This window comes from Vagococcus sp. 211, from assembly GCF_056322705.1.
In genome coordinates, this window is record NZ_CM150475.1 from 1931770 (window position 1) to 1956148 (window position 24379).

A 24379-nucleotide genomic window follows, 5' to 3' on the forward strand; every position below is an offset into this window, starting at 1 on the left:
GCCCTTTTATATCACGTTTTAAGTGTCGATTTCCTTTTTGTAGACAAATACATACACATAGAGCGTCCACGCTATAGCTATTATCGCCAAAATAATTAACATATCAGCTTTTTCACCTAATTGAGGTAAATAACCTGGTCGAATCGTTGGTTTATCCAATGGCTTAACGATCGGTACATCTGGGACAGATGGATTAGGTTGAATCTTTGGTGGATCAACCACTTCAATCGGTACACTTTCTGATGGTTCTGTGTCTGATGGTTCTGTGTCTGACGGCTCTGTGTCTGATGGTTCTGGAAATGGTTCCGCCTTAGGATCTTCAATCGCAAGTGCTGCTACTTCCCACCTGACGATCGCCTCGCTCTCTACGTTGATCAAATCTTCAATTGGAATATTTGGACTCACATATAACTCGACATGTAAACGATTGTCAGAATTAGCGGCGATCCTACCTAATTGAATTTCACTCCCTGTTTTAAAAATCGACTTATCTTGACTGGCTAAATTCCCGTCAAAAATAACTTTGTCATTGTATTTAATAACCATATCAATGTTCTTTATAAGATTAATCGGGCCACTTACTTTAATCGGAATTATTTTCATACTTACACCAATCGTAGCATCTCGTTTGTTCTTTATATCAATCTCTCTCGTGATACGATCTCCTGGAAATAATTGTTTCAAATTAAAGAAATAACCTTCTGATTTTGTTAGTGAAATTCCTTGGTCGTCACTAATTAAGACGCCTGCTGGGAGTTGCATATCATTGGCCGCACTAACGGTACGAGGAAAAAACACGAATAACAATCCAAACAGTGTTAAAACATGCCATACTTTAACGATTTTTTTCATGTTATTCTCCTTTCAGCCAAGATAATACATTCCTTATTTCGTTATGCCAGCTGCCAATGCATCATATAATTCTTTGTTTGTTGTCTCAGTAATTCCCCAACTACTCAACGCTTCAGCTGTTCCTTGAACACCTTCTGTTTTTACTGTTAATTTATAATCTAGGAATTGGTAAGTATTGTCTGCTTCTTCTTTCAGTTTTACTGACGCTAAGAAGAATGGTGTAATTTCTCCACCTTTAACTGTATCTAAGTAGTAGAACCAGCCATCTTTATCATTGTAAAACCACTTTTGAGAGTTCGTTAATGTTGTTGTCATATTGCCAGTATGATAACTTAATTCGATTAAGTTTTCAATTTTAGAAATACCTGTTTTATCAGCTGCTACAAATGGTAACTCTGTCCAATTACCTTTAATTTCTGCTGCTTGTGTATAGTATTGGTATTTAACGTCTGTTGCAGTGATTGATTTATTATCATCACCTAATGTAAAGGTCGCTTTGATTGATCCATTGTCTTTAGTTGCTGGTGAATAAAAAATTTGTGTTTTCTCTTTAGATTTAACTTCTCTAACATACAGTTTATCATCAGCACTCAAACCAGTGACTGTGTAATCAGTACCATCAACTAATTTCCAATCTGCTTTTCCTTCCATACTAATCACAGGTACAGCAATGTCACCCTCTTGTTTTTCAGCAACTTTATCATAACCTGTAATTTTTAGTTCTGTTCCTTCATTTTCTAACTTTTGAATAAATTCGTTGAATGACGCACGAACAAAGACTGGTTCGTTACCTAAGTTAGCTACACCAACATCTTTTTGAATGTCTTGTCCAGGTTTCCATTCTTCAGGCTCCTCGAAAATCTCCCATATTTTCACTGAATCTGTAGGGATACCACCTGTTTTGAATTTGTTATCTACTGAATCTGACGCTGTAAACCAAGCAAATGTTGCAGATAGGATCATAATAAACGCCAAAGCAATCGATGTTACCATCACTAATTTTTTATTCTGTTTTAACTTTTTCATTTTTTCTTCCTCCTAGGTTTTGTTTTCTCAATTGATTCAAAATATCCTTTGATAATAAAGATAAGTAAGAAAAGAGCAACAACAAAAACAATACTCGCTAACATATTCTCTCTTACAAATTTTATTCCTTTACCGGCTTTTGGAATAACCAAGATGACTTTACCAATAACGTTTTCCCCATCTACTTCAGGATCCGGGCTATTATTAGCATCACCTTGTGTAACAAAATTAATTTTATCTTTATTATTATCCCCTTTTTCATGGTTTACTTGAATAACTCTATGGGTTAAGTAAGTATCTTCGGATTGAGTATTAGGAACAAAAGTAATAATATCTTTTACTTTGATATCCTTTGGTGGGGTAGATTTAACAATAATCATATCTCCTGAAGTAAAATTACCTTTTTGCTCAGGTTTTGTTTTAACCATAGAATTCGTTAATACGTTGTAAAAACGATAGCCTAAAATTGTTTTATCTTCTTTTTGACTAATCATAAATAGGAATGCACCACTTAACATCACAACAATTAAGATAAGAAAAAGAGCATCGAGTGTTTTTGTTATCACCGTTGATGAGGTCTTTTTTTTCTTACTGCTAGATGTTTTTTTCTTTTGACTGGAGCCCCCTTTTTTCTTCTTTTTTATGTTTGATAAATCATCTTCCTTATTTCGTTTCTCTGGAGATGACTTTCTTTTCTTTTTTTTCTTCTTAACATCGGACATGTGACTCCCCCACCCTTTCCTATTACTAATAAACCTAAATAATAGAGCTCAAATAAAGCTTTCCCTACCTACATTATAGTCAATCTAATCAACTAAAACAACACTTCTTTTTAAAATGATTATAAAATAACGATTAAATTATCTTTATAATCAATTATTTTATATAAGTTCTGTTATTGTATGAATAAAAAAAGGGCATGCCTATGACATACAGACATAACCCTTTCCATTCTTTAATCCAAATATTCTAGCGTTTCATCATTGTTCATCCAAGCATACATTAAACCGATCACTAACCCTCCACCTATAAAATTACCAATAAAGGTCCATACAATATTATGAGCTAACGCTCCCATAGTCATGCCAACAATTGCTCCTCCAGAAGTAAAATAAGCTAATGGAAAGTAGATAAAGTTAGCAATCACATGCTCAAATCCTAAAAAAGTAAAGATAAAAATGACACATAAGATAGACATAAAACGCCCTGCATCTCCCTTAACTTTCATCGACATCAATACGGCTAGGTTAACGATGATATTAGCAAAAATCCCCTCAATGATGGTTTGACTCGTTCCTTTTTGGAATTTACCTTCTACTATATGGGTTAAGAAGTTATCAGCTGGCAATCCTTTAAATGCGCCTGTTTGAGATAAAAGGAAGGCAACAATAAAAGCCCCAATCAAATTAAAAAGAACACAAACCATTAATATTTTGACTGCTCTTGGGATAGATAATTTTTTTCGATAAGCCGCAACCGTCATATACATCATATTGGATGTTCCAAGTTCTGCGTTTAAAAAGATAATAAGTGCTAACCCTAGTCCAAAAGAAAAGGCATATAATAATTTACCTATTGATCCGTCAAATTTAAGACCCAAACCTATTGCTATCGCTGATCCTAAGCTTAGATACAAAGCCGCCATAAAGGACCTCATCGCGTACTTACTAAATTTTTTTTCAATCAATTCATTTTTTTTACTAATCGAAGCATCTAGCTTCATCATCAACTCTGAATTCTGTGCCATCGTGTTCTTCCTCTCGATTATAAAGTTTGCTCAACTTTTCATTAATTAACTGTCGTTACTATACTCAAAAATAACAGTCATTGCAATCCCTATTTTAAGAAAAAAAGGATAAAATACGTCAAAAAAAAGAAATGCTCATTATCCCGTAATAATGATTGACCTATCCTTGTCATCTGTTGTATAATGTAAGATGTGTAAAATAATGCAGCATGAGAATAAATAGCTCGTAACTTAGTTCGTTTGCCTTTATGGGTTCAATTGTGTAACCACGGCTGCTAAGGTGAAGATTGAAGAACAAACTAATCGACTGTCACTATTTTCTGAAGTTATTTTACTCCAAAAAAACATATATATTATTGGAGGAATTATCACATGTCACGTTATACTGGACCAAGTTGGAAAATTTCAAGACGTTTAGGTGTATCATTATCAGGAACTGGTAAAGAATTAGACCGTCGTCCTTACGCACCAGGTCAACACGGACCTAACCAAAGAAGAAACAAATCTGAATACGGATTACAATTAACAGAAAAACAAAAATTACGTCATACATACGGATTAAACGAACGTCAATTCCGTAACCTTTTCGTAAGAGCTGGTCAAATTAAAGAAGGTAAACACGGTGTTAACTTCATGATTTTACTAGAGCAAAGATTAGACAACGTTGTTTACCGTCTAGGTTTAGCATCAACTCGTCGTCAAGCTCGTCAATTCGTTAACCATGGTCACATTTTAGTTGACGGTAAACGCGTTGATATCCCTTCATACGAAGTGGCTGTTGGACAAGTTATCTCTGTTCGCGAAAAATCTAAAGATGTAACTTTCATCAAAGAAGCTGCTGAATCAACTGTTGGTCGCCCAGCATTTGTAAGCTTTGACGCTGAAAAATTAGAAGGTAGCTTAACTCGTTTACCATTACGTGAAGAGTTATCACAAGAAATCGACGAAGCATTCGTAGTTGAATTCTACAACAAATTACTATAAGATTATTTCAATCTTTCAAAACACTTTCCTATTCGGGAAGTGTTTTTTTGTTCCCTTTCATCCTTCCATATTACCCCGATGACATAACAAAAAACAGCCAAGGAGTAATCATTCCTTGGCTGTTAATTATCGTTAATCAGAGATTATTCCATCCCTAATTAAACTTATGATTATCTTTTACGGTAAATCATAACTCCTGCTAGAGTACTTACCATCAGTGTCATAGCTAATCCAACCATTGTTAGAGACGTTGCTTTTTCACCTGTCTGTGGTAATCTTCTACCCTCAACACGGTCACCTTTAGTACGTTCTGTTGGTTTCCCTTGTTTGTTATCCGATTCCGTTTTTTCTGTTGGTTTTGGCTCTTTTGATTCTGTTGTTGGATCTTTTGGATCTGGTTTTGGATCTGGTTTTGGTTTCGGATCTTTTTCAAAAACATCTGGTTCTGTACGTTCTGTTGGATCCGGCTCATTTTCAACCGTTAATTCAACTGTATGTAACGTTTCATCGTTTACAACGATTTCAATCGGACGAACCGTAGCATCTAATAAGTAACCTTTTGGTGCTTTGGTTTCTCTTAATTCGTAACTACCTAATTCTAATGCTCTAACAATCGCAGTTCCTGAACTGTCTGTTACTAATGGGTAACGATCTCCCGTTTTCACTTCAACTAATTCAAATTCGGCCCCTTCTAGAGAACGACCTGTAACGCTGTCTACTTTATGTAACGTTACACCACCGATAGCACGACTTGGTTCAATCGGGATTAACGGAACATTGGCTTCGTTTTCAACGGTTACATAAGTGCGGTTGGCTAAAGCTTTACTCTCAACAACTTCAAGCATCTTAACTGTATTATCCAAAATATAACCTTCTGGCGCTTGAGTTTCTTGTAAAGAATACATTCCAAGAGGTAATCCTTCAATCACTGCTTTACCCGTCGCATCTGTTGTCATTTCGTATCCTTTACCTGTTGCTTCAGATACTAATTTGAAGGCAGCTCCTGCTAATACTTCTCTTGTGTCTTTATCCACTTTAATGATTTCAACACTACCAATTGGTGTGCTTGGTACAAGTGGAATTAATGGTATTTCTGGCATATTACCTACTGTTATTGTTGCAACATTATGTGTTTCTGTATTTTCTTTAATTTCTACATCATAACTTTGTTTATCTAAAATAAATCCTTTTGGCGCGTGGGTTTCTGTTAATTCATAGTCACCTAATGCTAATTGACCAAAAATTAATTCACCCGCATCATTCGTTTTACCTGTAACTTCTTCTCCTGTTTCTTTAGAAATTAATTTAAAGGCTGCATCAGATAAGACATGACCTGTCAATGTGTTAATCTTCGTTACTTTTAATCCCCCAACTGGTGTTGATGGTTCTAATGGGATTAATGGCATATCAGGTTCATTTGCTACTGTTAATTGTAAACCTGGGATACTTGTTTTTTCGTCCACTACCACATCTTTAACAATTTCTACTGTTTGTGGCAAGGTATCTAATTTAAAGCCTGTCGGTGCTTTGGTTTCTGTTAACTCATATGTTCCTAACGCCATCCCTTTGAACACTAAACTACCTGTTTCATCTGTTGTTGCTGTGAACTCTTCACCTGTTGCATATGAAATCAGTTTAAATTCAGCACCTGGTAATAAGTGACCCGTCACACCATTAATTTTATTTATTTGTAAGCTACCTACTGGCGTGCTTGGTTCTAATGGTATTAATGGTTCAATCGGTAGGTTGACTACTGTAATTTGTAAACCTGGTGTGCTTGTTTCTTCATCTACTACTACATCTTTTACGATTTCTACTGTTTGCGGTAATGAATCCAATTTAAAGCCTAGAGGAGCTTTGGTTTCTGTTAGCTCGTATGTACCTAATGCTAAGCCAGAGAATAATACACTACCCGTCGCATCTGTTGTTGCTGTAAATTCTTCACCTGTTACGGGTGATACTAATTTAAATTCTGCCCCTTCTAACAAATGACCTGTGATGCCGTTAATTTTATTCACTTTAAGACTACCTACTGGTTTGCTTGGCTCTAACGGAATCAATGGAATGGTTGGCATATTTAATACTGTTTCTTTCACCGTCGCTTTTCCATCTTTGTTTTCAACAATTTCAATCTTACGTGATGTTGTGTCTTTTTTGAAGCCACTTGGTGCTTTGGTTTCAACTAAGTCATACGTTCCCACTGGGATATTCTTGAAGTAAGCTTTACCTTCTTCATTAGACGTTGTGACAAAAGATTGTTTATCATCTTCAATAGATGTTAACGTAAATTCTGCCCCTTTTAATAAATGACCTGTTAAAGCATTTACTTTCGTTACTTCTAAATCTCCTAGAAGTATCACTGGTGCATTTTCTACTGTTTTAATCATTTGATTTTTTGTTTCTTTGTTTTCTTTAATGACAATCTTGTATTCTTGATCAGATAAAACATAACCTTCTGGTGCGTTTGTTTCAACTAAAACATATTCACCCACTGTTAAGTCTTTAACAACGGCTTCACCCTTATCATCTGTTGTAATATCTGTTGTTGAAAAGACTGGTTTACCGTCCTTTGTCGCAACAGAGGTTAAGCTAAATTTAGCTCCTGATAATGTTGCTCCTTTGTTATCCTTACCGCTTGACGTTTTAACAATTTTTAGACTTCCAAGAATTGGTTTACTTGGTTCTAACGGGATTAAAGGTTGTAACGGTTCGTTTGTAATTGTTGCGACTGTCATGTTTTGTGTTTCTTCATTTTTTGTGATTGTCACGACGTGTTTCTTGTTGTCTAATTTATAATTTTTCGGCGCTTTTGTTTCTTCTAATACATACGTTCCTAAATCTAACTCTTCAACTAACAACTCACCATTTTCGTCTGTTACAATGTTTTCTGCAACAACTTCTGTGGCATTACCGTTTTCATCAGCTTTACTTAATTTGAACTCTGCTCCTGATAAGAATGGTTGTTTAGCTTTTTCCACACTTGTTTTCTTGATGATTTTCAAGCTTCCAAGAATTGGTTTACTTGGTTCTAACGGAATTAAAGGTTGTAACGGTTCGTTTGTGATCGTTGTGACTGTCATGTTATCTGTTTCTTCATTTTCTGTGATTGTCACGACGTGTTTCTTGTTGTCTAATTTATAATTTTTCGGCGCTTTTATTTCTTCTAATACATACGTTCCTAAATCTAACTCTTCAACTAACAACTCACCATTTTCGTCTGTTACAATGTTTTCTGCAACAACTTCTGTGGCATTACCGTTTTCATCAGCTTTACTTAATTTGAACTCTGCCCCTGATAAGAATGGTTGTTTAGCTTTTTCCACACTTGTTTTCTTGATGATTTTCAAGCTTCCTTTAGGTGCATCAGGGATTGGTGTGTTAAAAACCTCTGATAAATAACCACTAGATGGCACTTCAAAATCAATATCTGACTCTAGCTTCTCATATCCTTCTAACGGTTTCACTTCAACTAACTTATAATGGGTATCTAGACTTAGATCACCAATAATAATCTGTCCATTCTCATCCGTTGTATAAATGTCACCTACTTGATTACCTTCTCCATCAATAACTTTAAATTGAACACCTGGTAATAAACTACCTGTTTCGCTGTCTTTTTTAATGAAAACTGCTTTTCCTGGTATCTTCTTACCAACAATACCTCCATCAGCAGCAAGACTCTCTACTCTACCTGGCACGATAATATTTTCAGGTTCTCTTCCTGAAATATTAGTATTTACCTCTACATTGTTATTATACTCACTCACGTTATCATCTAATATTTCAGTATAATAAGTTACTATAAACATGTTGTTTGAAGCAGCACTTGGATGGATACGTAAATCAATCGTTCCATCTTCTACAGACGTAGTCAAGACTGCCGAATAGGTTCTATAGAAGTCTTCTAATTTAAAACCTGCACCACGATCGTTTCCATATTCAGCATAGTCATTACCACTTTTCACTCTGATTGAGATTGTATCTGGTAATAATCTATGAGTCACGTTGTTTCCTACCAACGTATCTCTTAAAACCAATTCACTATAAACCACTTGTTCTGCACCATTCACTATAACATCCCAGTGAATACGACTAACATCATCACTATGAATAATCCCAGACTTTGTTAAAAATCCACCCGGTTGCCACACTCCTCCTCCACTAGTAGGTGGTGTCACAGAAATAGGTTTATTAACCGTTCCTCCTCCGATAGTAATCGTTTCACCTGGTTGAGCGTACTCTGTTACAGATACCTCAGCTTTAAATTCAAACCAACCTTTAACAGAGCCTTTATCATAACTCTCTACTGCACTATTAAAAACAACATGCACTCCTGTAGGTGTTACATTTGCTGTACCCACAGTTGTTCCATCTGGCATAGTTAAAGAAATAGTTCTAGCAAATCCTGTCATAGAAACATTTTCACTCACTGACGGCCATGTTAGATTAAATTCATCACCTGACATAATCTTCTTATTATTATCATTAAATTTAACAGATACAGTTATTCTGTCCCCGTTATTAACTTCCGTCTTATCTATATTTATAGACTCTAAAATCTCATTGGTAATGTCTCGTCCACCTTCTGCATAAGCTACCGCTGTAGTTGCCATAAGTACTTGGGAAAATACCAACAAAAATACCATTACTTTATTAAATATACGTTGCATCATTTCTTCTTTACTCTCCTTCTTTTTTGCTTTCCTTTAGAAATAAAACACCTTGATCTCTAACCTTTGTGATTAACAACACAATGGTTGCATATGACCATAACTGATTATTTTCTCAACAGTTAATAATATATACTAATCAATCTGTCTTATTTGCTCTTTTTTTTCCAAAGTTGAAGCAAAAAAGAAGAAGTTTTTTTATTTAACTACCGTTATTAACGTTAGTTTCTAATAATTTATCATTAATCTTCTGTTTATCATTGTCGCTTGGATAGTCGTTAATTAAAATCGTTTCCATTCCCATTTCACTAATTTTGGAATCGTTTGTAATGATAATATGATTCGTTAGTATCTCTGCTGTTAGGTCTGTTGGAGCCAACGTTTTCAAATACATACCTTTAACAGACACACTATGTGATACTAAATGAATCATGAACTCCGCATGCTTCTCTGACAAATTACTCACAAAATAAACATATTCATCCAAAACGTAATCAAACCATTCTTTATAATACACCTTAAAAACATAATAAAACAAACTATAATACTTAACTAAGTTAGAATTGGTTAAATTAGACAACTTAATCAAAAATGTTTCAACTTTATTAAAAGTATACTCATTCTTATCAGCATCTTCTCTCATAAAATAATCACACATTTTAAAATACAAAGGAAATGTAACGATTTCCTTTGTTTCAGCCATGTATAATACTAAGGTCATGTAATATAAAAACAATGCTTTGTTTTCTTCAATTCCTTTTTGACCCAATTCTTCAAAAATCATCTCTTTCGCTGAACGTAATTTTTCCAACTCATCTTCCTCAAGGTGTTTTTCTTTGGTTAAATACAATAGGATTGCTTCTTTATTTTTTAACGGTTGCTTATTATTAGAAATATAAAAATGCTGGTCTTCCCTCATCGTTGATAAACATAAATAAGTAGTTAAGGACAATTCTAATATATGAATGTAATCAATAATTTTATAAACATAAGGATCAAATTGACGAAGACGTGCTTTGATTCTATCTCGATCATAATAAATGTCATCTAGATAATCATAATCACCTAAAGCCATAAATAAAAGCCCCATAAAGGTCCGAATCTCCGCTTCATTACCTGAGACATAGTACTTATTACTGTTGGATTTAATCTCAATCATCATTTCTTCTAACATATCGTTTAATCGTTTAATTTTTTTATAGACACTGGATACACTCATTTCTAACTTCTCACCATGCTCTTCTACCGACCGATAAGGGAAAAGAAATATGTTTACCAGTAAATTAACAGAAACAGCTTCTCTCAGTAATCGAGATTCTAGCTGTAGTATTTTCTCTGTCCGAGGTTCTACCACACGAACCCCAAATACTTTAGAAATATCTAATGTGACATACTCACTATAATGCTCTCTAAGACGATCTAGGTCAGATGAAATGGTTCTTTTAGAGACCTTTAATACCAAGGACAAGTCATTCATAGTAATCCAACCTGCTTGCAATAACAAGACATCAATTAACGACAACAAACGTTCCTCTTTCTCTTCTAAAATAAATCTCATAACCATCCTCCTTAAAAATGTTCCAGAAGAATAGTATAACCTACTCAAGAGTTAATAGTTTACTTTATTTTACTTACTCTAGAGTAATTTTTGACAATATTTTTAAATAACTAGGGTAAAATCCATTTTTTGTTATTTCTCGTACATATTAGCGGTTTATGAAAAGGCATACAAAAAGAGCTCTGTTCTCTGAGCTCTTTTTGTGTCTTTTATTTAGAAAATCTCACCGCATCTTTAAAGACTTGCATCATGCTCTTATCACTATAAATCAACACCGTCGATTTATACACTCGTGCTGATAAACGTAGTAATAAGACAATACTTAGGACCAGAAGTCCCAAAGATAACCAAACTTCCATCGTTGTTGCTTCATGACTAGCAATTCTTAAAGGCATAGAAAATGAGGAGAAGAATGGAACAAAAGAAAAGACTTTAATCAAAATACTTTGTGGGTTAGACAAACCTATCATCATACTTGGTAACGATGCAAGCATAATTAAATACGTGACAGGTGCTGTTGCTTTTGGTGCATCTTCTGCTTTTGACACGAGAGACCCCATAAACGCTGATAAAATCGTGTAGATGAGTACCCCGAATAACAAGAACAATAAGTTATACCCTAACAGCCCCTTAAGAAGATCTGATAAGGACACTTCGTTCAATATCGCCTGAACAGAATCCAGGTCTTTAGCGAATAAATAACCCACAATGCCTGTCACAAGATAGATACTCACTTGAGTTAAAATAACTAAGAAAATTCCCATGATTTTTCCGTAGAAATGCGTTGCGGCTGTCGTACTTGAAAGAATAACTTCCATAATACGTGTTCCTTTTTCAGAAGCCACTTCTTGTGCCGTAATAGAAGAATACAAGATAACAATCATATACATGGCAAGGACGACAAAAAAGCCGACCATGGTTAAAACTAATTTATTATCTGTATTATCTACAGCCTTACCATCTTTAAATTCCACTTGTTTGTCATTAAATGTGGCTGTTGAAAATAATACTGCCAATTGATCCTCGTTTAAGGATAACTTTTCACTATTTAGACCTATCTGTAACTGATTTAATGCTTGAGTCATGGTTTGAGCGTCCGTTGTTCCTAATGATTGAGTCCCTACGTACTCTCCAGATAGCTGTTGTTTATCTTGTTTGATGACCAAGTAGCCATCTATCTCATCTGCTTCTAAGGCTTTTTCCGCCTGGGCTTCACTCTTGATTGTTTCATCAATGTCGAATTCTTTCTTCGTTTGTTGAATGAACCCTTCCCGTAGGCCATGTTCCTCACTAATAATCGCCACTGAGTTTAATTGGTCAAACTTACTGCCCAAGAATGCCCCTCCTATTGATAACCCAATCATTAAAAAAGGCGCGAGAACCATCATAACAAAGCTAACCGATTTGACATGTTTTTTATATGTTTCTAATGCGACAACCCAAAATTTACTCATGACCTTCTCCTACTTTCATCTTAAATATTTCTTCTAAAGTTGGTGGTTGCTGGTTAAAAATCGGTAAGTAATCAGCCTTTTCTAGGGCCATGTTGAACAGAAGCTCTCCCACTTCTGGAGAATCCAATTGGATTTTGTAGACGTTTTGACGAATCTCTACTACATTTCGCACACCCTCTACTGAAAGTAACCTCTCTTTAGATAACGTCGTCTCGATATCTAATTGCGTTCGTCCAAAAGCTTCTCTAATACTATGCACCGTCCCGTTTAATACCATCTCCCCATGACGCAACATGACCAGATGATCACATATTTTTTCCACGTTTTCCATGTTATGACTAGAAAAAATAACACAAGAACCTTTTTCTTTTAGTTCAATGATACCAGTTTTTAATAACTCTGCATTCACTGGATCCAACCCACTAAACGGTTCATCTAAAATCACAAGCTCTGGCTCATGAATTAATGTAGCAATCAATTGCACTTTTTGTTGGTTCCCTTTAGAGAGAGACTTAACCTTGTCTGTCTTCTTACCCTTCACGTCAAATTTATCCATCCAAAAATCAATCAGAGGGATAATTTCCTTTTTACTCTTACCTCTCAATCGACCAAAATAAATCAACTGATCTTCAATGGTAACTTTCGGATACAACCCTCGCTCTTCAGGTAGATAGCCTATGATATTATAGTCCTTTTCTGTAATAGGACGACCATTCCACATAATGCTACCTTTATCTTGATCTAAAAAATTCAAAATCAAACGAAATGTCGTCGATTTACCTGCCCCATTTTGCCCAATCAACCCTAATATTTGTCCCTTTGGAATTGTAAATGATACGTCATTTAATGCTACCATCTCTCCAAAAGCCTTTGTTAACCCTGATACTTCTAACATATAATCCCTCCTAAATCTGTCTTTACATTACTAAATAACTCATCACAATGGCAATCACTAGTCCGAAAACCCCTCCGATAACCATGGACGCCACCATATCTAACCCGAAGCGTTGTCTCTTCCCGTAGCGCTCTGGTTGTGCATAAAATCTCTCTCGCCTTGGATAGACAAGTTGAAAATAAAGCAACAAACTTCCCATGATTAATGGAACCAGTAAACCAAGCATTAACATAAAGCATACCCCTTTATAAGCGATAGGATGTTCTTTAAAAAATAAACTAGTTGTCTGTTGCTCTAGTAACACAAAAAGAAAAAGACTCAACAATCCTATTGGTAATTGTTTATAGAATAACCACCAACGCTCGTAATGGAATCGAGCTTTATACGTTGCCTCATCTGAATAAACAGAAGGGGCCTCTTTATTTCCTTTAAAAATCTGATACCTTTGGTGCGTGGTAATCATTTCCCAACCACTATACTGGTAAAGGTCGTAATAATCCTGAATCTCTTCTTTCTTACCTGCATAGACATCCATCACCACACGCTTGTCTTCCTTCTCTCCTTTTTCAAGGACGTAGAAGCCCAAAAGAGAAATACGCTTTAAATGCCATCCATTGCGCAATTCTTCTTCTAATCGAAGACTCTCTTTTTCGCTATAAAAAGCTAACCCTTTAGATAGTAGGAACTTGTTATTTTTGATAATCATTATATCCTTCCCTCACTTTCTAAATAGCGAGTTTCACCAGCTAGATAAAAGAGTTTTCGACGTTCAATGTCTTTTTTTAATACCTCTTTGCCACTCTCTGTAATTAAATACACTTTTTTACGGTCAGAATCTTCTTGCAAAGCAATGTGTTCTTGCTTTTCTAATTTCTTAAGAATCGTGTACATACTCGCTGGTCCTACAGAAATCCGGCCTTCTGTAATCTCTGTAATGTCTTTCATAATACCGTATCCGTGCTTTGGCTCAAGCAATGCTAATAAAATCAGATACGTAGAATCTGTTAGGACTTCATCCAATGGTGGACCTCCTTACTATATCATCAACTGATATATCATATAGTGATATAGTATCAGAAGCAGTCAATGAATACAAGAAAAAAAGAAGCAACCGTTATCTCAACGTTTGCTTCTTTTTTTAGACTGACTGCTCATCTTCTTAGACGATGATTGACTTGTTTTTTTGCGACCCTTTTGTTTACTTGCTTTCTTTTTGCCTTTTTTCTTCTTGGCTTCCTTCTCTTTTTCTTTTTTCTTTTTCAACCATAATAAGAATAAGATAATGCCTAAAGGTAGCAAAATAGCTAGAGATAACCACATAATGATTAACCATTTACTCTTCTGGTTAATTTTTTTGATCTCTTTCTTAGCCACATCTGGATCATAGTCTGTTCTTTCTGCCTTTACTAACAAACGATGAGTATTAATCATGTACGGGGTACAGGTCAGTAACGTCATCAAATCTTTGTCATCCTGAATCCGCAGCGCCTTTGTTTCTTTAGGTTCGACCACTTCTGTTGCAAATACTTTATAAGCCAACCGGTCCTCACCAATATCAATGTAAAACACGTCTCCCTCTTCTAATTTAGGGAGGTCTGTGAATAATTTAGCTGTATGAAGTCCCCTGTGTCCTGTAATAACAGCATGAGTACTTGGTCCTCCTGTCGGATTGGAACTCCCCTCTAGAAGACCTGTTCCTCTTTGTAAAAAACGTTCTTCTGTACTGTCATAGATAGGAAGATTCACATTAATTTTAGGAATGTAGATAACCCCTACCGTATGCTCATCATAAAAACTCACTGGTTTCTTTGAATTATCAGGCTTCTCATCGGTTCGTTTAAAAGGATCAGCTGTAGGAGACCCTTTTTTTTCAGCTAATTCTTTGTTTTCTTTTTCCATCTTTTTACGCTGTTTGTCATAGTCTTTCTTTTGTTTTTTTAACTGCTTGTCTTGATAGCGCTGAATAGCGTGTTGGTTTTGGTAGTTATTAATAGCATCACTACAAAAAGGATAGAGTAATAACATGACCCCCGCTAGAATCCCAACTAAAAAAATAATGTCTAACGGTTTCACTTTCACTTTAGAATGGTTGTTTCCTTGACTCGCCTTAGGCGTTACCTTCTTTACGTGTTTTTTATTCGTTTTAGCCATGCTATCACTCCTTTCTTTTTTAGAATAAAAGGAACCCATATGGATTCCTTTTATTTATTGTCATTTAATGATTAAGCTTGAGAACGTTTGTAGAAGTATCCGCCACCTAATGCTGTTAATAAGACACCTGCTGCGATAAAGAAGTAAATTCCTTTACCACCGGTAGATGGTAATTCACCGTCTTCAATATTCGGTAAATTTAAAATTGTTTTATCTTTATAACTCGTTTCAGTTACTTGGAATTCAAAGAATGGTGTTTCTGGTAATTGGAAGCCTTCAGGTGCTTTAATCTCTTCTAAGTAGTAAGTTCCTACTTTTAATCCCGCAAATTCGATGTTTCCGTTTTTATCAGATGTTTTTTCAACGAAAGACCAATTAGAATCAGCTTCGATAGCTGATGCTGTCATCCAGCTGTATTGTTTAACTGAACTACCATTATGTAATGTTCTGTCTTTTTCTGCTCGGTATTCTAATGTATCTAATTGTTGCTCTTTTGTTTTTTTACTATCGTAGCCACGAACTAATCTAAATTCTGCTCCTTGCAATGCTTTTGATTCTTCATACATTGATACTTTTTGGAATTTTTTACCATGGGTTTGAACGCTTACTTTTACTTTTGGTACTTTTGGTTTTTGTTCGTACTCTGTATCAATCTCTGGTAATAATTCAATTTCGTTATCTAAGTTAACGTCAATCTCAGCGCCTTCTACTATTTTCATTTGGTATTTAATTTCAATGTTTTTACCTTTATTGTCTTTTTCACTTAAGGTTTTTAAGTCTGCGTCATTAAAATCAAAGGTTAATTTACGTTTTGCCGCATCATATGTAGGAACGGTTGTTAATTCTGTTGTTCCATCAATTGTTGCTCTAATAGCTGTTGGATCGCCATCGATTTCTAACCCTTTTCCATGAGTATCCACAATCACATATTTTTTATAACTAAACATATTAGCTGGAATTTCAGTCGTTACTTGGTAATCAATTAATTGATCGTAATCAAAACCTGGTTTAACATTGTTGTTATTGTTTGGATCTACCGTTTTGTTAATTTCTGGTGTTTTGTAGTTATAAACCGTAATATTTTCAGCAGGTGTTAAAGAACCATCTTTACTTAAGACTGGTTGAACTGCTGCTACGTTACCATTTACATCAAAGAATGTATACGTATCTTGTGTTGAATCTTCATATAAATCTAATTGTACAACTTTTTTGTAGTTTGAAGACATAATATAATCTTGATAGTCATCTTTTTTACTATTTTCTCTGTTATAATCGATCTCTTCAAAGACGTATGTTCCTGGTGATTCTAAGGCAATACCACCCGTTTGAACAACCCCTTTAATTCCTGTTGCATGACCTTTTGAAGGATCAGCCATTGGATACGTCGATTCTGCACCAGAGGTAAATACAACTAATTCCTCGTTTAATGTTACAGGTCCTTTAACAGGGTCTGATTCTGGTGTAAATTTATTTTTTTCAGAAATATCAAATGTTGGTAAGTAATTTTCTCCTAAATGACCTTCTTCAGTATTGCTGTTAGATGATAAATAGTTACCTGTTTTATCATTTTTCAAAATAAAGTGAATGTCATCTAATTGTGTAGGGTCTTCTCCATTAGCTTCAACACCGTATTTAGTAAACTGGTACTCTTTTAAATTATGGTAGTTTTTAGGGTAAACATGAGCAATTTTTTCATATTCTGTTGTTGAAATCCATTTCCCATTTTTATCTTTTGCTTGCTTGTAAAAAGGTAAAGCAAACATTGTCGGTTCTGTTCTAACAATATTACTTAATGGCGTTGTTTCTACAACAATGAATACAGAGTTTTCTACACTACCTTCAACAACTGTTTCCGTTGGTAATTCAAAATTTGCTACACCATCTTTATCTGTTTTCTTTTCTTTATCGTGTTTCACAAATCCTGCTGTCTCCATTTTTTTATCAATTTCACTTGCTGGACTATTAGCATCTTGAATTTTTTGAACTTCACTCACAATGGCTGTGAACGCTTCTGCTTCTGCTACACCGTCATTTTTTCTCTTATCATGATAGACTTTTGTCACATTGTAAGCAGTGAAACCAACACCTTTCAAAGGAGCTGCATTATTAATCGTTGTGTTGTGCTTGCCTTCATTAGGGCCATTTTCTTTGCTTTCAATGTCCTTCTCAGGATCATAGACATTACCAGTGTTCGTTATTTTTTCATCTTCTTTTAATTCATCTCTGTATAACAATTTATGAATTTGTACAGTCTGGGTTTTATTTTGTCCTTCTCCCTGTGCTGCAAAGGCGGTAACTGGTAATAAAGCGGTAACTGCCATCATGATTAGGGTCATTATTGACACCCATTTAGTTTGTTTCGTCTTCATGTTTTCTCTCCTTGTTGGTCTTATATTTTTTTGACACTAGGTAAATCAGTACCATTCCAATCAATCCTAGTAAAACAGAGGCTTTCTCTCCTGTTTGGGGTAGAATCCCTTTGGGAGGTTGTGTTGGGTTGGTCGGGCCAGGTGGTCGTGTCGGATCTACCGGGTCCGTTGGTTTATCTGGTTCTGTTGGTTTTTCAGGTTCATTAAAGACTTCTAACTTAATTCCTGCTTTTTCAGATAATTCGTAAGAGTAATCATCTATCTCAAAAGGAACGTGTATCTTTCTCAAAACATATCCTTTTGGCGCAACAACTTCTGTTAGGAGATACTCTCCATAACTCAAACCCTTTATTTCAAACTCCCCTTGCTCATCTGAAGTTAGTAATATTAACTCCTTATCAGTCAATGACAGCTTATCAGTTGGTCGCCATTCATAGTTTTGATTGCTATCTGCATACAAGTAATCTTGTTTATCGTTTTGAACAACAAACTTAGCACCAGCTAACGGTCTCGTATTATCTAGCATGTCCAGTTTTATGAAATGGTAACCTCCTGTTCTAACCTTTTTCGTGTCTTTTAAGACGTAATCATTAGCAAAAAGTGTTGCTTCATTAATAATATCTGTATCAGGTATCCCTTCTGAAGATAACCTCATCTGATAATGGATAATCATTTCTTTATCAGCATATTTCTCTAATTTTTCTGGGTCAAACATTATATCAAAACCATGCTGTCTCTCAATAATATCCTTAGTAATATCTTTTACTTCATCCCCATCAATCGTAAATCTGATGCTCTTTTCTTTTAGTAACAATGCAGTGTCTGCTTTATCGATGACGTCATATCTGTCATAATTTCCTATGTCTTTAGGAATATGCATCCTTAACTCATAATTAATTTCTTCACCATAGCTAACTATGTGCCGATCAATGGCTTTTTTAAACGTTAATTCTGGATTTTCGGGGTCAGGACCAGGACTTGGTTTTAACTTTGTATAAATATGAACCAAATCTAGTACCTCACCTAACTCATCTTTCATAGGGAAAACGGCGACAGTATTGACAGCCACTTCTGTTTGGCCTTCATCTGTTTCAACGAACAAGTAAGCTGCCTCACCTTTGTTTTTGTACATAGGTAGTTGAAAGGTAGCAATGCCATCCTCTCCCCCGTCCTTTTGAGTTATAGCTGTTTGTATCGGTTTCCCCGTTACTAAACTTCCCTTAATTGATAAAAATTGCTTGGCTTGATCAGGTGTACTTCCAGCCTCTATTTCTTTGAGATAATCGTCTGTGACGTCATAGGCGGAGAAAGTGAGACCGTTAACCCCTTTTCCTTGGTTTTTTATTATATTTTCTTCAGTCATTCTCGGTTGAGGGATTAGTTCACTTCGTTTATTCCATTCTGATCTATGTAATTTAACCGTTACGTCTTTAACGTTCGTGGGCTCTGCCTCTCCCACTGTTGAAAGTATGCAGAGAGACAAGAGACTCGATAGACCAATCAAGAAAATAATAATGGTTGTTTGTCCTATTCTTTTCATCTAATCACCACCTACTTTCTGATATCTATAGTAGGCGACACTTGTTATAAATAGTAGTAATGTACCAAGGAATAGCATACCTAGAATACCCGTCCCACCTGTTTCTGGTAGTGGTTTTTCTGGTTCGTTATAAAAAGTAAGTTCAATTCGTGTCGCACCTTCTACTTTAAACTCAATGGGTGTGTTATCTATGATATAACCATCCGGCGCTTTGGTCTCAATAAAACGATAGTCTCCAAAGTTTAGTTTCTCTACACTAATCTCACCTTTATCATTTGTAGTAAATTCAGATTTACCATCTATTGATACAGGATCCCAGGTGTTAGTATCATGGTTTTTTCTCTCTAATTTGAATATGGCACCTTTTAATGTTTCTTTAGTAACCTTATCTTGTTTAATGAGTGTGACACTGCCCTGTTCAATCGAATTAATGATAATGGTCCCATCGTAGCTAACTGTGTAACCATCCGGTACTTCTAACTCTACGACAGTGTAATGGAAGTCATGTCCCGTCTGAGGATTTATCTTAGGTAATCCTTCAAACGAATATTTCCAATCTGACTCTTCTGAGACTGTAGTTATCATGTCGTCCATAGGAATATTATCTTGTAGTAACTGTACTTTGATTTCTGTTGGACGATTCACTTCGTATCCCTCATCATGCCACCATTTTTCACCATTAATAGTGATCCGTTGTAGCGTGTTTGTCACATCATAATTTGATTCAGTGATAGTCGTTGTATATCCAGGTACTGCTTGCTCTTTGATTGTGTAAATATAATTTTTACCAGTCTCATCTTTAGCGGGTAAATCTTTAAAACGATATTCCCAATTACTGGCTTCTGTCACTTCTTGACTTGCATGGAGTTTATCGTTTTGATACAATTCGATAACTATTTTATCTGGCAATAATGTTTCAAAATCATCATTTACCCATATTTTTTTCCCCGCTATTTCAATTGGTTTGTCAGGTATTTTGGCATTGTAAACTTTGATAGCTTCTTCTTTACTTTCCCCATCGGATAAATCAATCACTTTTCCTACTCCAAAAATAGGATCTAGCACGTGTCCTTCTGGTGCTTTAGTCTCTTTTAAGAAGTATTTTCCTGGTGCTAATTGATCAAAGACAACTTCACCTACAGTATTACTTGTTTGAATTCCTACCGATTTACCCTTTGAATCAATGCCTTCATATAATGTAAATTCTGCTCCTTCTAAAACCTTTGCTTCACTGGGTTTACTAGATTCACCAGAGTACTTAATGATTTTCAAGCTGACTTCTTTATCTTCAGGATCAGTCGGTTTTACTTTGTTAAACACTTCAATTTCATTTGACAATACCTCACCATCTGACAAATGAGTCACATCTACTACTTTTCCTGACGCATACTCTTCATCTAACTCATATCCTGCCGGCGCCTTTGTTTCCTTCAAGAAATATTTTCCTGGAACAAGCCCTCTAAATTCAATCTTACCTTTAGAATCACTAGTTTTTTCTGCTACCTTTGCCCCTCTATCTGACTCTCCTTCATATAAACTGAAGACTGCTCCTTGCAGAGGAGTTGGTGTATCTCCATTTTCATCTACACCGTACTTAATGATATTAAAACCAACTTTTGGTTTAGGTGGCATTGGGTCTTTACTATTTTCGATAACCAGTCCTTGTGTATAGGGTGGTTGTGGTTTACCATTGCCATCTTTTTCAATGGTTATGGTTTGACCATAGTTAGGATCAGGTAAATCATAACCATCTGGTGCTCTTGTCTCAATTAAGAAGTAAGTATCTGCTGTCAACCCTGAGAATTCAATCACTCCGTCTTGGTTGGAGGTTCCTACATTGACTAATTTTTCTAGACTTGCTTCTGTTCCTCTATATAGAGCAAATTCTGCTCCTTCTAACGCTTTTTTTGAGTCACTATCCTTTTTGATTATTTTTAGATACGTTGTATCACTAGATACAATCCCCTGCCCTGTATTTTTTTGGGTAGGAACCTTAGCTACTTTAGGTCCTAGAATGGTTTTACTGTTCTTAGCACTAACATACACACCATTCTTCACATCAAAGGATTCATTGATATTCAGGTCTTTAGGAACAATAACCCTGCTTCTATATGTTAAATTTATTTTTGCCTTAACGTCATGTTTAAATGTAATCCACATTCCCTGTTCAGCTAATAATAAATCATAATCTGTACCTTCTTGTAACGTTTTTGTTACATTATCAGCTTTATCTAGTTCCTCTAATTTAATAAGACCTCTATCTTCAGGGTCAATCCGTTGATTTTCCCATTCGTTATCTCGAATAACCACATCTTGTAAATGTTTTCTATGAGGGTTCACCTCAACTAACCAGTCAACTGCTTCTAAGTTTTTGGTCGTCTCTTCGCTTTGTTCTACAGCTTTACCACTTTTATTCACGTACATTTCGACTGGCGGTTTCCCATAATCAAAATGCACATAATCAGTTGCTTCTGTATCTGTATTAGCATCTTTATAATAAGCAGTATTGATAATTTCTTCATTCGGCATAATAGAAGGTTTCCCTTCTATTTCTTTTATTTTAGTTTCAAAAGTAAAAACATAATATTTTTTAGATCCTTCTGGGAAGGTGCCGGTAAAAGTGGCTGTTTTTTCATCATATTCAAAGCTCCCATCTTGTTCCTCTGTCGTCGGGTCGTAAGGATTTTTCTTTAATTCTAAACGAGCTGAATTTGGCACATATTCTTGGTCATCGGTAATCGTATCTAGCAATTGACTACTAGCGCCAATAGCGACTTTTTTTGTATTTATACCAATTGTCCACTCTATAGTATCTGTTTTTTCTTTATAAAGGCCTCTCTTATCAATTGTAACAACAGAGTTATGCTCTTCTGGCTTTATTTTAGCTTTAGCTGTATGAGGATCTCCTTTGACTCTGTTTAAAGAATAATTATAGGTAGCTTTGTTCTTAAACTCTTCTGATACTTTATACTCATCAATTCCATAATCATAGGTAATATAGAAAGCACTTCTTGTACTCGTTTTTTCTGGATTTAGCCATGTCAACTCAAAACTATTTCTAGCACCATCAACTTCTAGGTCATAATCCTTCCCTCGTTCAAGCTTTTTTGAACCTGACATGTTTTTAGGATTATCCTCACCATTATAATTCTCTCCTAAATCCCAAACCTCTAAAGTTTCTTCTAGAATATTTCCTCTTGTATAAAGAGTGCTCGCTGATACCTCATCTGAGATACTCCATGCATCAATCTCTTGTCCTCCTGGGACATTTTCTGTGTTACCTATTTTATTTTTAGCATTAATAAATATTTCCCAATTGATTAATTCAGGATATTTCTTTATTGAAACAGACTTAGCAACAGGTGAGTCAGGTTTATCTCCTTCAGGTGGTTCTTCTGTACTTTCAGTTCCACCCTCTCCACCAGAACCTCCAGTGCCTCCAGTGCCTCCAGTGCCATCATCTTCTTTTACATCTGCAACTGCTTTAGATGATATCTTATTAAACTTAATGAAGTTCTCTACTCTATATTTAGGATCATATTTAATAATTTTTGTTTCATATGTCAGTATTAGTTCTTCTGTAATATCTTCTTTAAAGTGAATTTCAAAACCAGTTTCTTTATTTCCATTATCTATGGGTTTAATCTCATAATTCATCGTTCTACCAGATGTTGTTTTGATATCCATTGTCTCTTGGACTAGTTCCAACTCATGATTATTATCATATGTATCAATAAGAACAGCTTCAGATTGGGGAATAGTCCGGCCTTCTTCATTAAACCCTACTTTCCATTTAATATTTTCTTCTGGTGTTACATAACCCTTTGCTGGCTTATCCCACTCTTTTTTTATCCAATCATCTGGTTTCACTAAACCAATGTTACTATTTGCAGTAGCCATTGCTTTTGCCCCATGAAATTCAGCATGGTTATATAAGTAAGCTGTACCTGTTTCGTTAATAAATATTTTTTCTCCCGGACTAATTGTAGTAACTATTGTAAAAACATAGGTGTTATCTATACTCGCCTGTTGAAAAGTGTAAGTCGCATAATCATTATCTAAAACCGGATTATAAATATTGGTATGGAAACCGGTGTCTCCTGTTTCGTATATTTTTTTATCAACACCATAATAACCATGTTGGATGCTATCAATCCTGTATTGAGCTCTTATGGCATCTTTACCATCCTTATCATAACTAAGCCTATCTTTTAGTATTGGGTTCAACACTTCTTTCTCATAAGGGTTAACTAATACTTTCCACGTTACTTCTATTTCTCCAGTCGTTGGGTCTTTAGTCGAACGTATAAACTCTTTTAACACTGCTGTGTCAGGATCAACCCCTGGCATTCCAATATTAATTGTAACATCATGGTTTTCAACATAAGGAAGTTTTACTTTATACGTTCCTACCTTCAGGACTTTTGTTTCATCTACTTCTAAAAAGAATTCTAATGTTCCTTTAATATCACCTTTATTACTTATATTTTGAGGTTGAGTAAGAATCATACGAACCTCACCACTAGGTTGTGTAATAAATTCGCCTATTTCTTTCCCTGTATCTCTTTCATCATATATTTTACCCGTTTGCGATTCACTAACTGGCTTTATACTCGTTTGAGGTAACTCAAAATCAAAATAATCTCCTCTCTTCATATCTTTTGCTAATCCTTGATGAACAAAAAACTCATACTTAGCTCTTATGGGTTTATCTTTTTCTACAACGATGTAATCACCTGGCTTAATTTCAACAGGTTTTCCACTCTGATTATTTTGATATAATTTGACATCTGTGAAAATTGTTTTATTCCCATCTCCATCCACCGGGAGCTCACTTGCTCCTGGGTAATCCAAAATATTTTGACCTTCAGCAGACACTTTTATTGGACAAAAAGATAACAAAGATATAAAAAATATTAAATTAATGATTAAAAATATTTTTTTGTTAATTTTAGTCATCTTATCATCTCCTTTTTTAATATATAAATATTTTTACAGCAACAATGTATCTTAAATTATATTTTAAAGTGCTTTTACACTCTTTTAAAAGGTTATTATTATTGAGCCACACCATCGTATCATATCTTATTATTATTTTAAAACGTACGTTTAATATCGTGGCGATTTATTAAT

General features: G+C 35.2%; 15 protein-coding genes. 1 reads left to right on the forward strand and 14 read right to left on the reverse strand.

The genetic code is table 11. The features are described 5' to 3' along the window. Nucleotides 1–18: 18 nt before the first annotated feature. The 4 genes from ACVWM0_RS09255 to ACVWM0_RS09270 all read right to left on the reverse strand — a co-directional run bounded on the left by ACVWM0_RS09255 (nucleotide 19) and on the right by ACVWM0_RS09270 (nucleotide 3625). Nucleotides 19–852: a hypothetical protein gene (locus tag ACVWM0_RS09255; RefSeq protein ID WP_476472353.1), complete on the reverse strand. Its 834-nt coding sequence runs from the start codon at nucleotides 850–852 to the stop codon at nucleotides 19–21. A 33-nt stretch (nucleotides 853–885) separates the two neighbouring features. Continuing rightward, nucleotides 886–1878: a BsaA family SipW-dependent biofilm matrix protein gene (locus ACVWM0_RS09260; RefSeq protein ID WP_476472354.1), complete on the reverse strand. Its 993-nt coding sequence runs from the start codon at nucleotides 1876–1878 to the stop codon at nucleotides 886–888. Further along, nucleotides 1875–2600 carry a signal peptidase I gene (locus ACVWM0_RS09265; protein WP_476472355.1) on the reverse strand — a complete coding sequence of 242 codons (726 nt, stop codon included), beginning with the start codon at nucleotides 2598–2600 and terminating at the stop codon, nucleotides 1875–1877. The genes ACVWM0_RS09260 and ACVWM0_RS09265 overlap by 4 nt, the downstream gene beginning before the upstream one ends. Before the next feature lie 233 nt (nucleotides 2601–2833). Beyond that, nucleotides 2834–3625, reverse strand: a complete 792-nt coding sequence (locus ACVWM0_RS09270) for a formate/nitrite transporter family protein (RefSeq protein ID WP_476472356.1) — start codon at nucleotides 3623–3625, stop codon at nucleotides 2834–2836. Between the two features lie 372 nt (nucleotides 3626–3997). Here ACVWM0_RS09270 and rpsD point away from each other — a divergent pair, with 372 nt between their 5' ends. Next, entirely contained in the window at nucleotides 3998–4609 is a 612-nt protein-coding gene (gene rpsD / locus ACVWM0_RS09275; protein ID WP_476472357.1) for a 30S ribosomal protein S4, read from the forward strand. Between the two features lie 170 nt (nucleotides 4610–4779). On the opposite strand, the gene ACVWM0_RS09280 is transcribed toward rpsD, so the two are convergent. The 10 genes from ACVWM0_RS09280 to ACVWM0_RS09325 all read right to left on the reverse strand — a co-directional run bounded on the left by ACVWM0_RS09280 (nucleotide 4780) and on the right by ACVWM0_RS09325 (nucleotide 24205). After that, nucleotides 4780–9282 carry a SpaA isopeptide-forming pilin-related protein gene (locus ACVWM0_RS09280; protein WP_476472358.1) on the reverse strand — a complete coding sequence of 1501 codons (4503 nt, stop codon included), beginning with the start codon at nucleotides 9280–9282 and terminating at the stop codon, nucleotides 4780–4782. A 199-nt stretch (nucleotides 9283–9481) separates the two neighbouring features. Beyond that, nucleotides 9482–10837 (reverse strand): helix-turn-helix domain-containing protein, encoded by a 1356-nt coding sequence (locus ACVWM0_RS09285; RefSeq protein WP_476472359.1) that lies wholly within the window; start codon nucleotides 10835–10837, stop codon nucleotides 9482–9484. Between the two features lie 209 nt (nucleotides 10838–11046). Continuing rightward, nucleotides 11047–12291, reverse strand: a complete 1245-nt coding sequence (locus ACVWM0_RS09290; protein WP_476472360.1) for an ABC transporter permease — start codon at nucleotides 12289–12291, stop codon at nucleotides 11047–11049. Next, entirely contained in the window at nucleotides 12284–13186 is a 903-nt protein-coding gene (locus ACVWM0_RS09295; protein ID WP_476472361.1) for an ABC transporter ATP-binding protein, read from the reverse strand. Before ACVWM0_RS09295 ends, ACVWM0_RS09290 begins: the two co-directional genes overlap by 8 nt. Before the next feature lie 22 nt (nucleotides 13187–13208). Further along, on the reverse strand, nucleotides 13209–13892 hold the full coding sequence (locus ACVWM0_RS09300) for a DUF2812 domain-containing protein (RefSeq protein ID WP_476472362.1): 684 nt from the start codon (nucleotides 13890–13892) through the stop codon (nucleotides 13209–13211). After that, entirely contained in the window at nucleotides 13892–14206 is a 315-nt protein-coding gene (locus tag ACVWM0_RS09305; protein ID WP_476472363.1) for a PadR family transcriptional regulator, read from the reverse strand. The genes ACVWM0_RS09300 and ACVWM0_RS09305 overlap by 1 nt, the downstream gene beginning before the upstream one ends. A 99-nt stretch (nucleotides 14207–14305) precedes the next feature. Continuing rightward, a complete protein-coding gene (locus tag ACVWM0_RS09310; protein WP_476472364.1) occupies nucleotides 14306–15337 on the reverse strand; it encodes a class C sortase in 1032 nt (343 codons plus the stop codon). Between the two features lie 71 nt (nucleotides 15338–15408). Beyond that, nucleotides 15409–17706: a SpaH/EbpB family LPXTG-anchored major pilin gene (locus tag ACVWM0_RS09315; protein WP_476472365.1), complete on the reverse strand. Its 2298-nt coding sequence runs from the start codon at nucleotides 17704–17706 to the stop codon at nucleotides 15409–15411. Beyond that, on the reverse strand, nucleotides 17687–19246 hold the full coding sequence (locus ACVWM0_RS09320; RefSeq protein WP_476472366.1) for a pilin N-terminal domain-containing protein: 1560 nt from the start codon (nucleotides 19244–19246) through the stop codon (nucleotides 17687–17689). Before ACVWM0_RS09320 ends, ACVWM0_RS09315 begins: the two co-directional genes overlap by 20 nt. After that, the gene (locus ACVWM0_RS09325) at nucleotides 19247–24205 is read right to left on the reverse strand and encodes a SpaA isopeptide-forming pilin-related protein (RefSeq protein ID WP_476472367.1); all 4959 of its coding nucleotides are present in this window, start codon (nucleotides 24203–24205) and stop codon (nucleotides 19247–19249) included. Nucleotides 24206–24379: the final 174 nt, after the last annotated feature.

What these genes read in the sequence shown, in the direction of transcription:
- ACVWM0_RS09295 (WP_476472361.1), bottom strand. Translation starts at nt 13,186, where the DNA reads ATGTTAGAAGTATCAGGGTTAACAAAGGCTTTTGGAGAGATGGTAGCA.
- ACVWM0_RS09320 (WP_476472366.1), bottom strand. Translation starts at nt 19,246, where the DNA reads ATGAAAAGAATAGGACAAACAACCATTATTATTTTCTTGATTGGTCTA.
- rpsD (WP_476472357.1), top strand. Translation starts at nt 3,998, where the DNA reads ATGTCACGTTATACTGGACCAAGTTGGAAAATTTCAAGACGTTTAGGT.
- ACVWM0_RS09315 (WP_476472365.1), bottom strand. Translation starts at nt 17,706, where the DNA reads ATGAAGACGAAACAAACTAAATGGGTGTCAATAATGACCCTAATCATG.
- ACVWM0_RS09285 (WP_476472359.1), bottom strand. Translation starts at nt 10,837, where the DNA reads ATGAGATTTATTTTAGAAGAGAAAGAGGAACGTTTGTTGTCGTTAATT.
- ACVWM0_RS09255 (WP_476472353.1), bottom strand. Translation starts at nt 852, where the DNA reads ATGAAAAAAATCGTTAAAGTATGGCATGTTTTAACACTGTTTGGATTG.
- ACVWM0_RS09300 (WP_476472362.1), bottom strand. Translation starts at nt 13,892, where the DNA reads ATGATTATCAAAAATAACAAGTTCCTACTATCTAAAGGGTTAGCTTTT.
- ACVWM0_RS09310 (WP_476472364.1), bottom strand. Translation starts at nt 15,337, where the DNA reads ATGGCTAAAACGAATAAAAAACACGTAAAGAAGGTAACGCCTAAGGCG.
- ACVWM0_RS09260 (WP_476472354.1), bottom strand. Translation starts at nt 1,878, where the DNA reads ATGAAAAAGTTAAAACAGAATAAAAAATTAGTGATGGTAACATCGATT.
- ACVWM0_RS09325 (WP_476472367.1), bottom strand. Translation starts at nt 24,205, where the DNA reads ATGACTAAAATTAACAAAAAAATATTTTTAATCATTAATTTAATATTT.
- ACVWM0_RS09265 (WP_476472355.1), bottom strand. Translation starts at nt 2,600, where the DNA reads ATGTCCGATGTTAAGAAGAAAAAAAAGAAAAGAAAGTCATCTCCAGAG.
- ACVWM0_RS09280 (WP_476472358.1), bottom strand. Translation starts at nt 9,282, where the DNA reads ATGATGCAACGTATATTTAATAAAGTAATGGTATTTTTGTTGGTATTT.
- ACVWM0_RS09290 (WP_476472360.1), bottom strand. Translation starts at nt 12,291, where the DNA reads ATGAGTAAATTTTGGGTTGTCGCATTAGAAACATATAAAAAACATGTC.
- ACVWM0_RS09270 (WP_476472356.1), bottom strand. Translation starts at nt 3,625, where the DNA reads ATGGCACAGAATTCAGAGTTGATGATGAAGCTAGATGCTTCGATTAGT.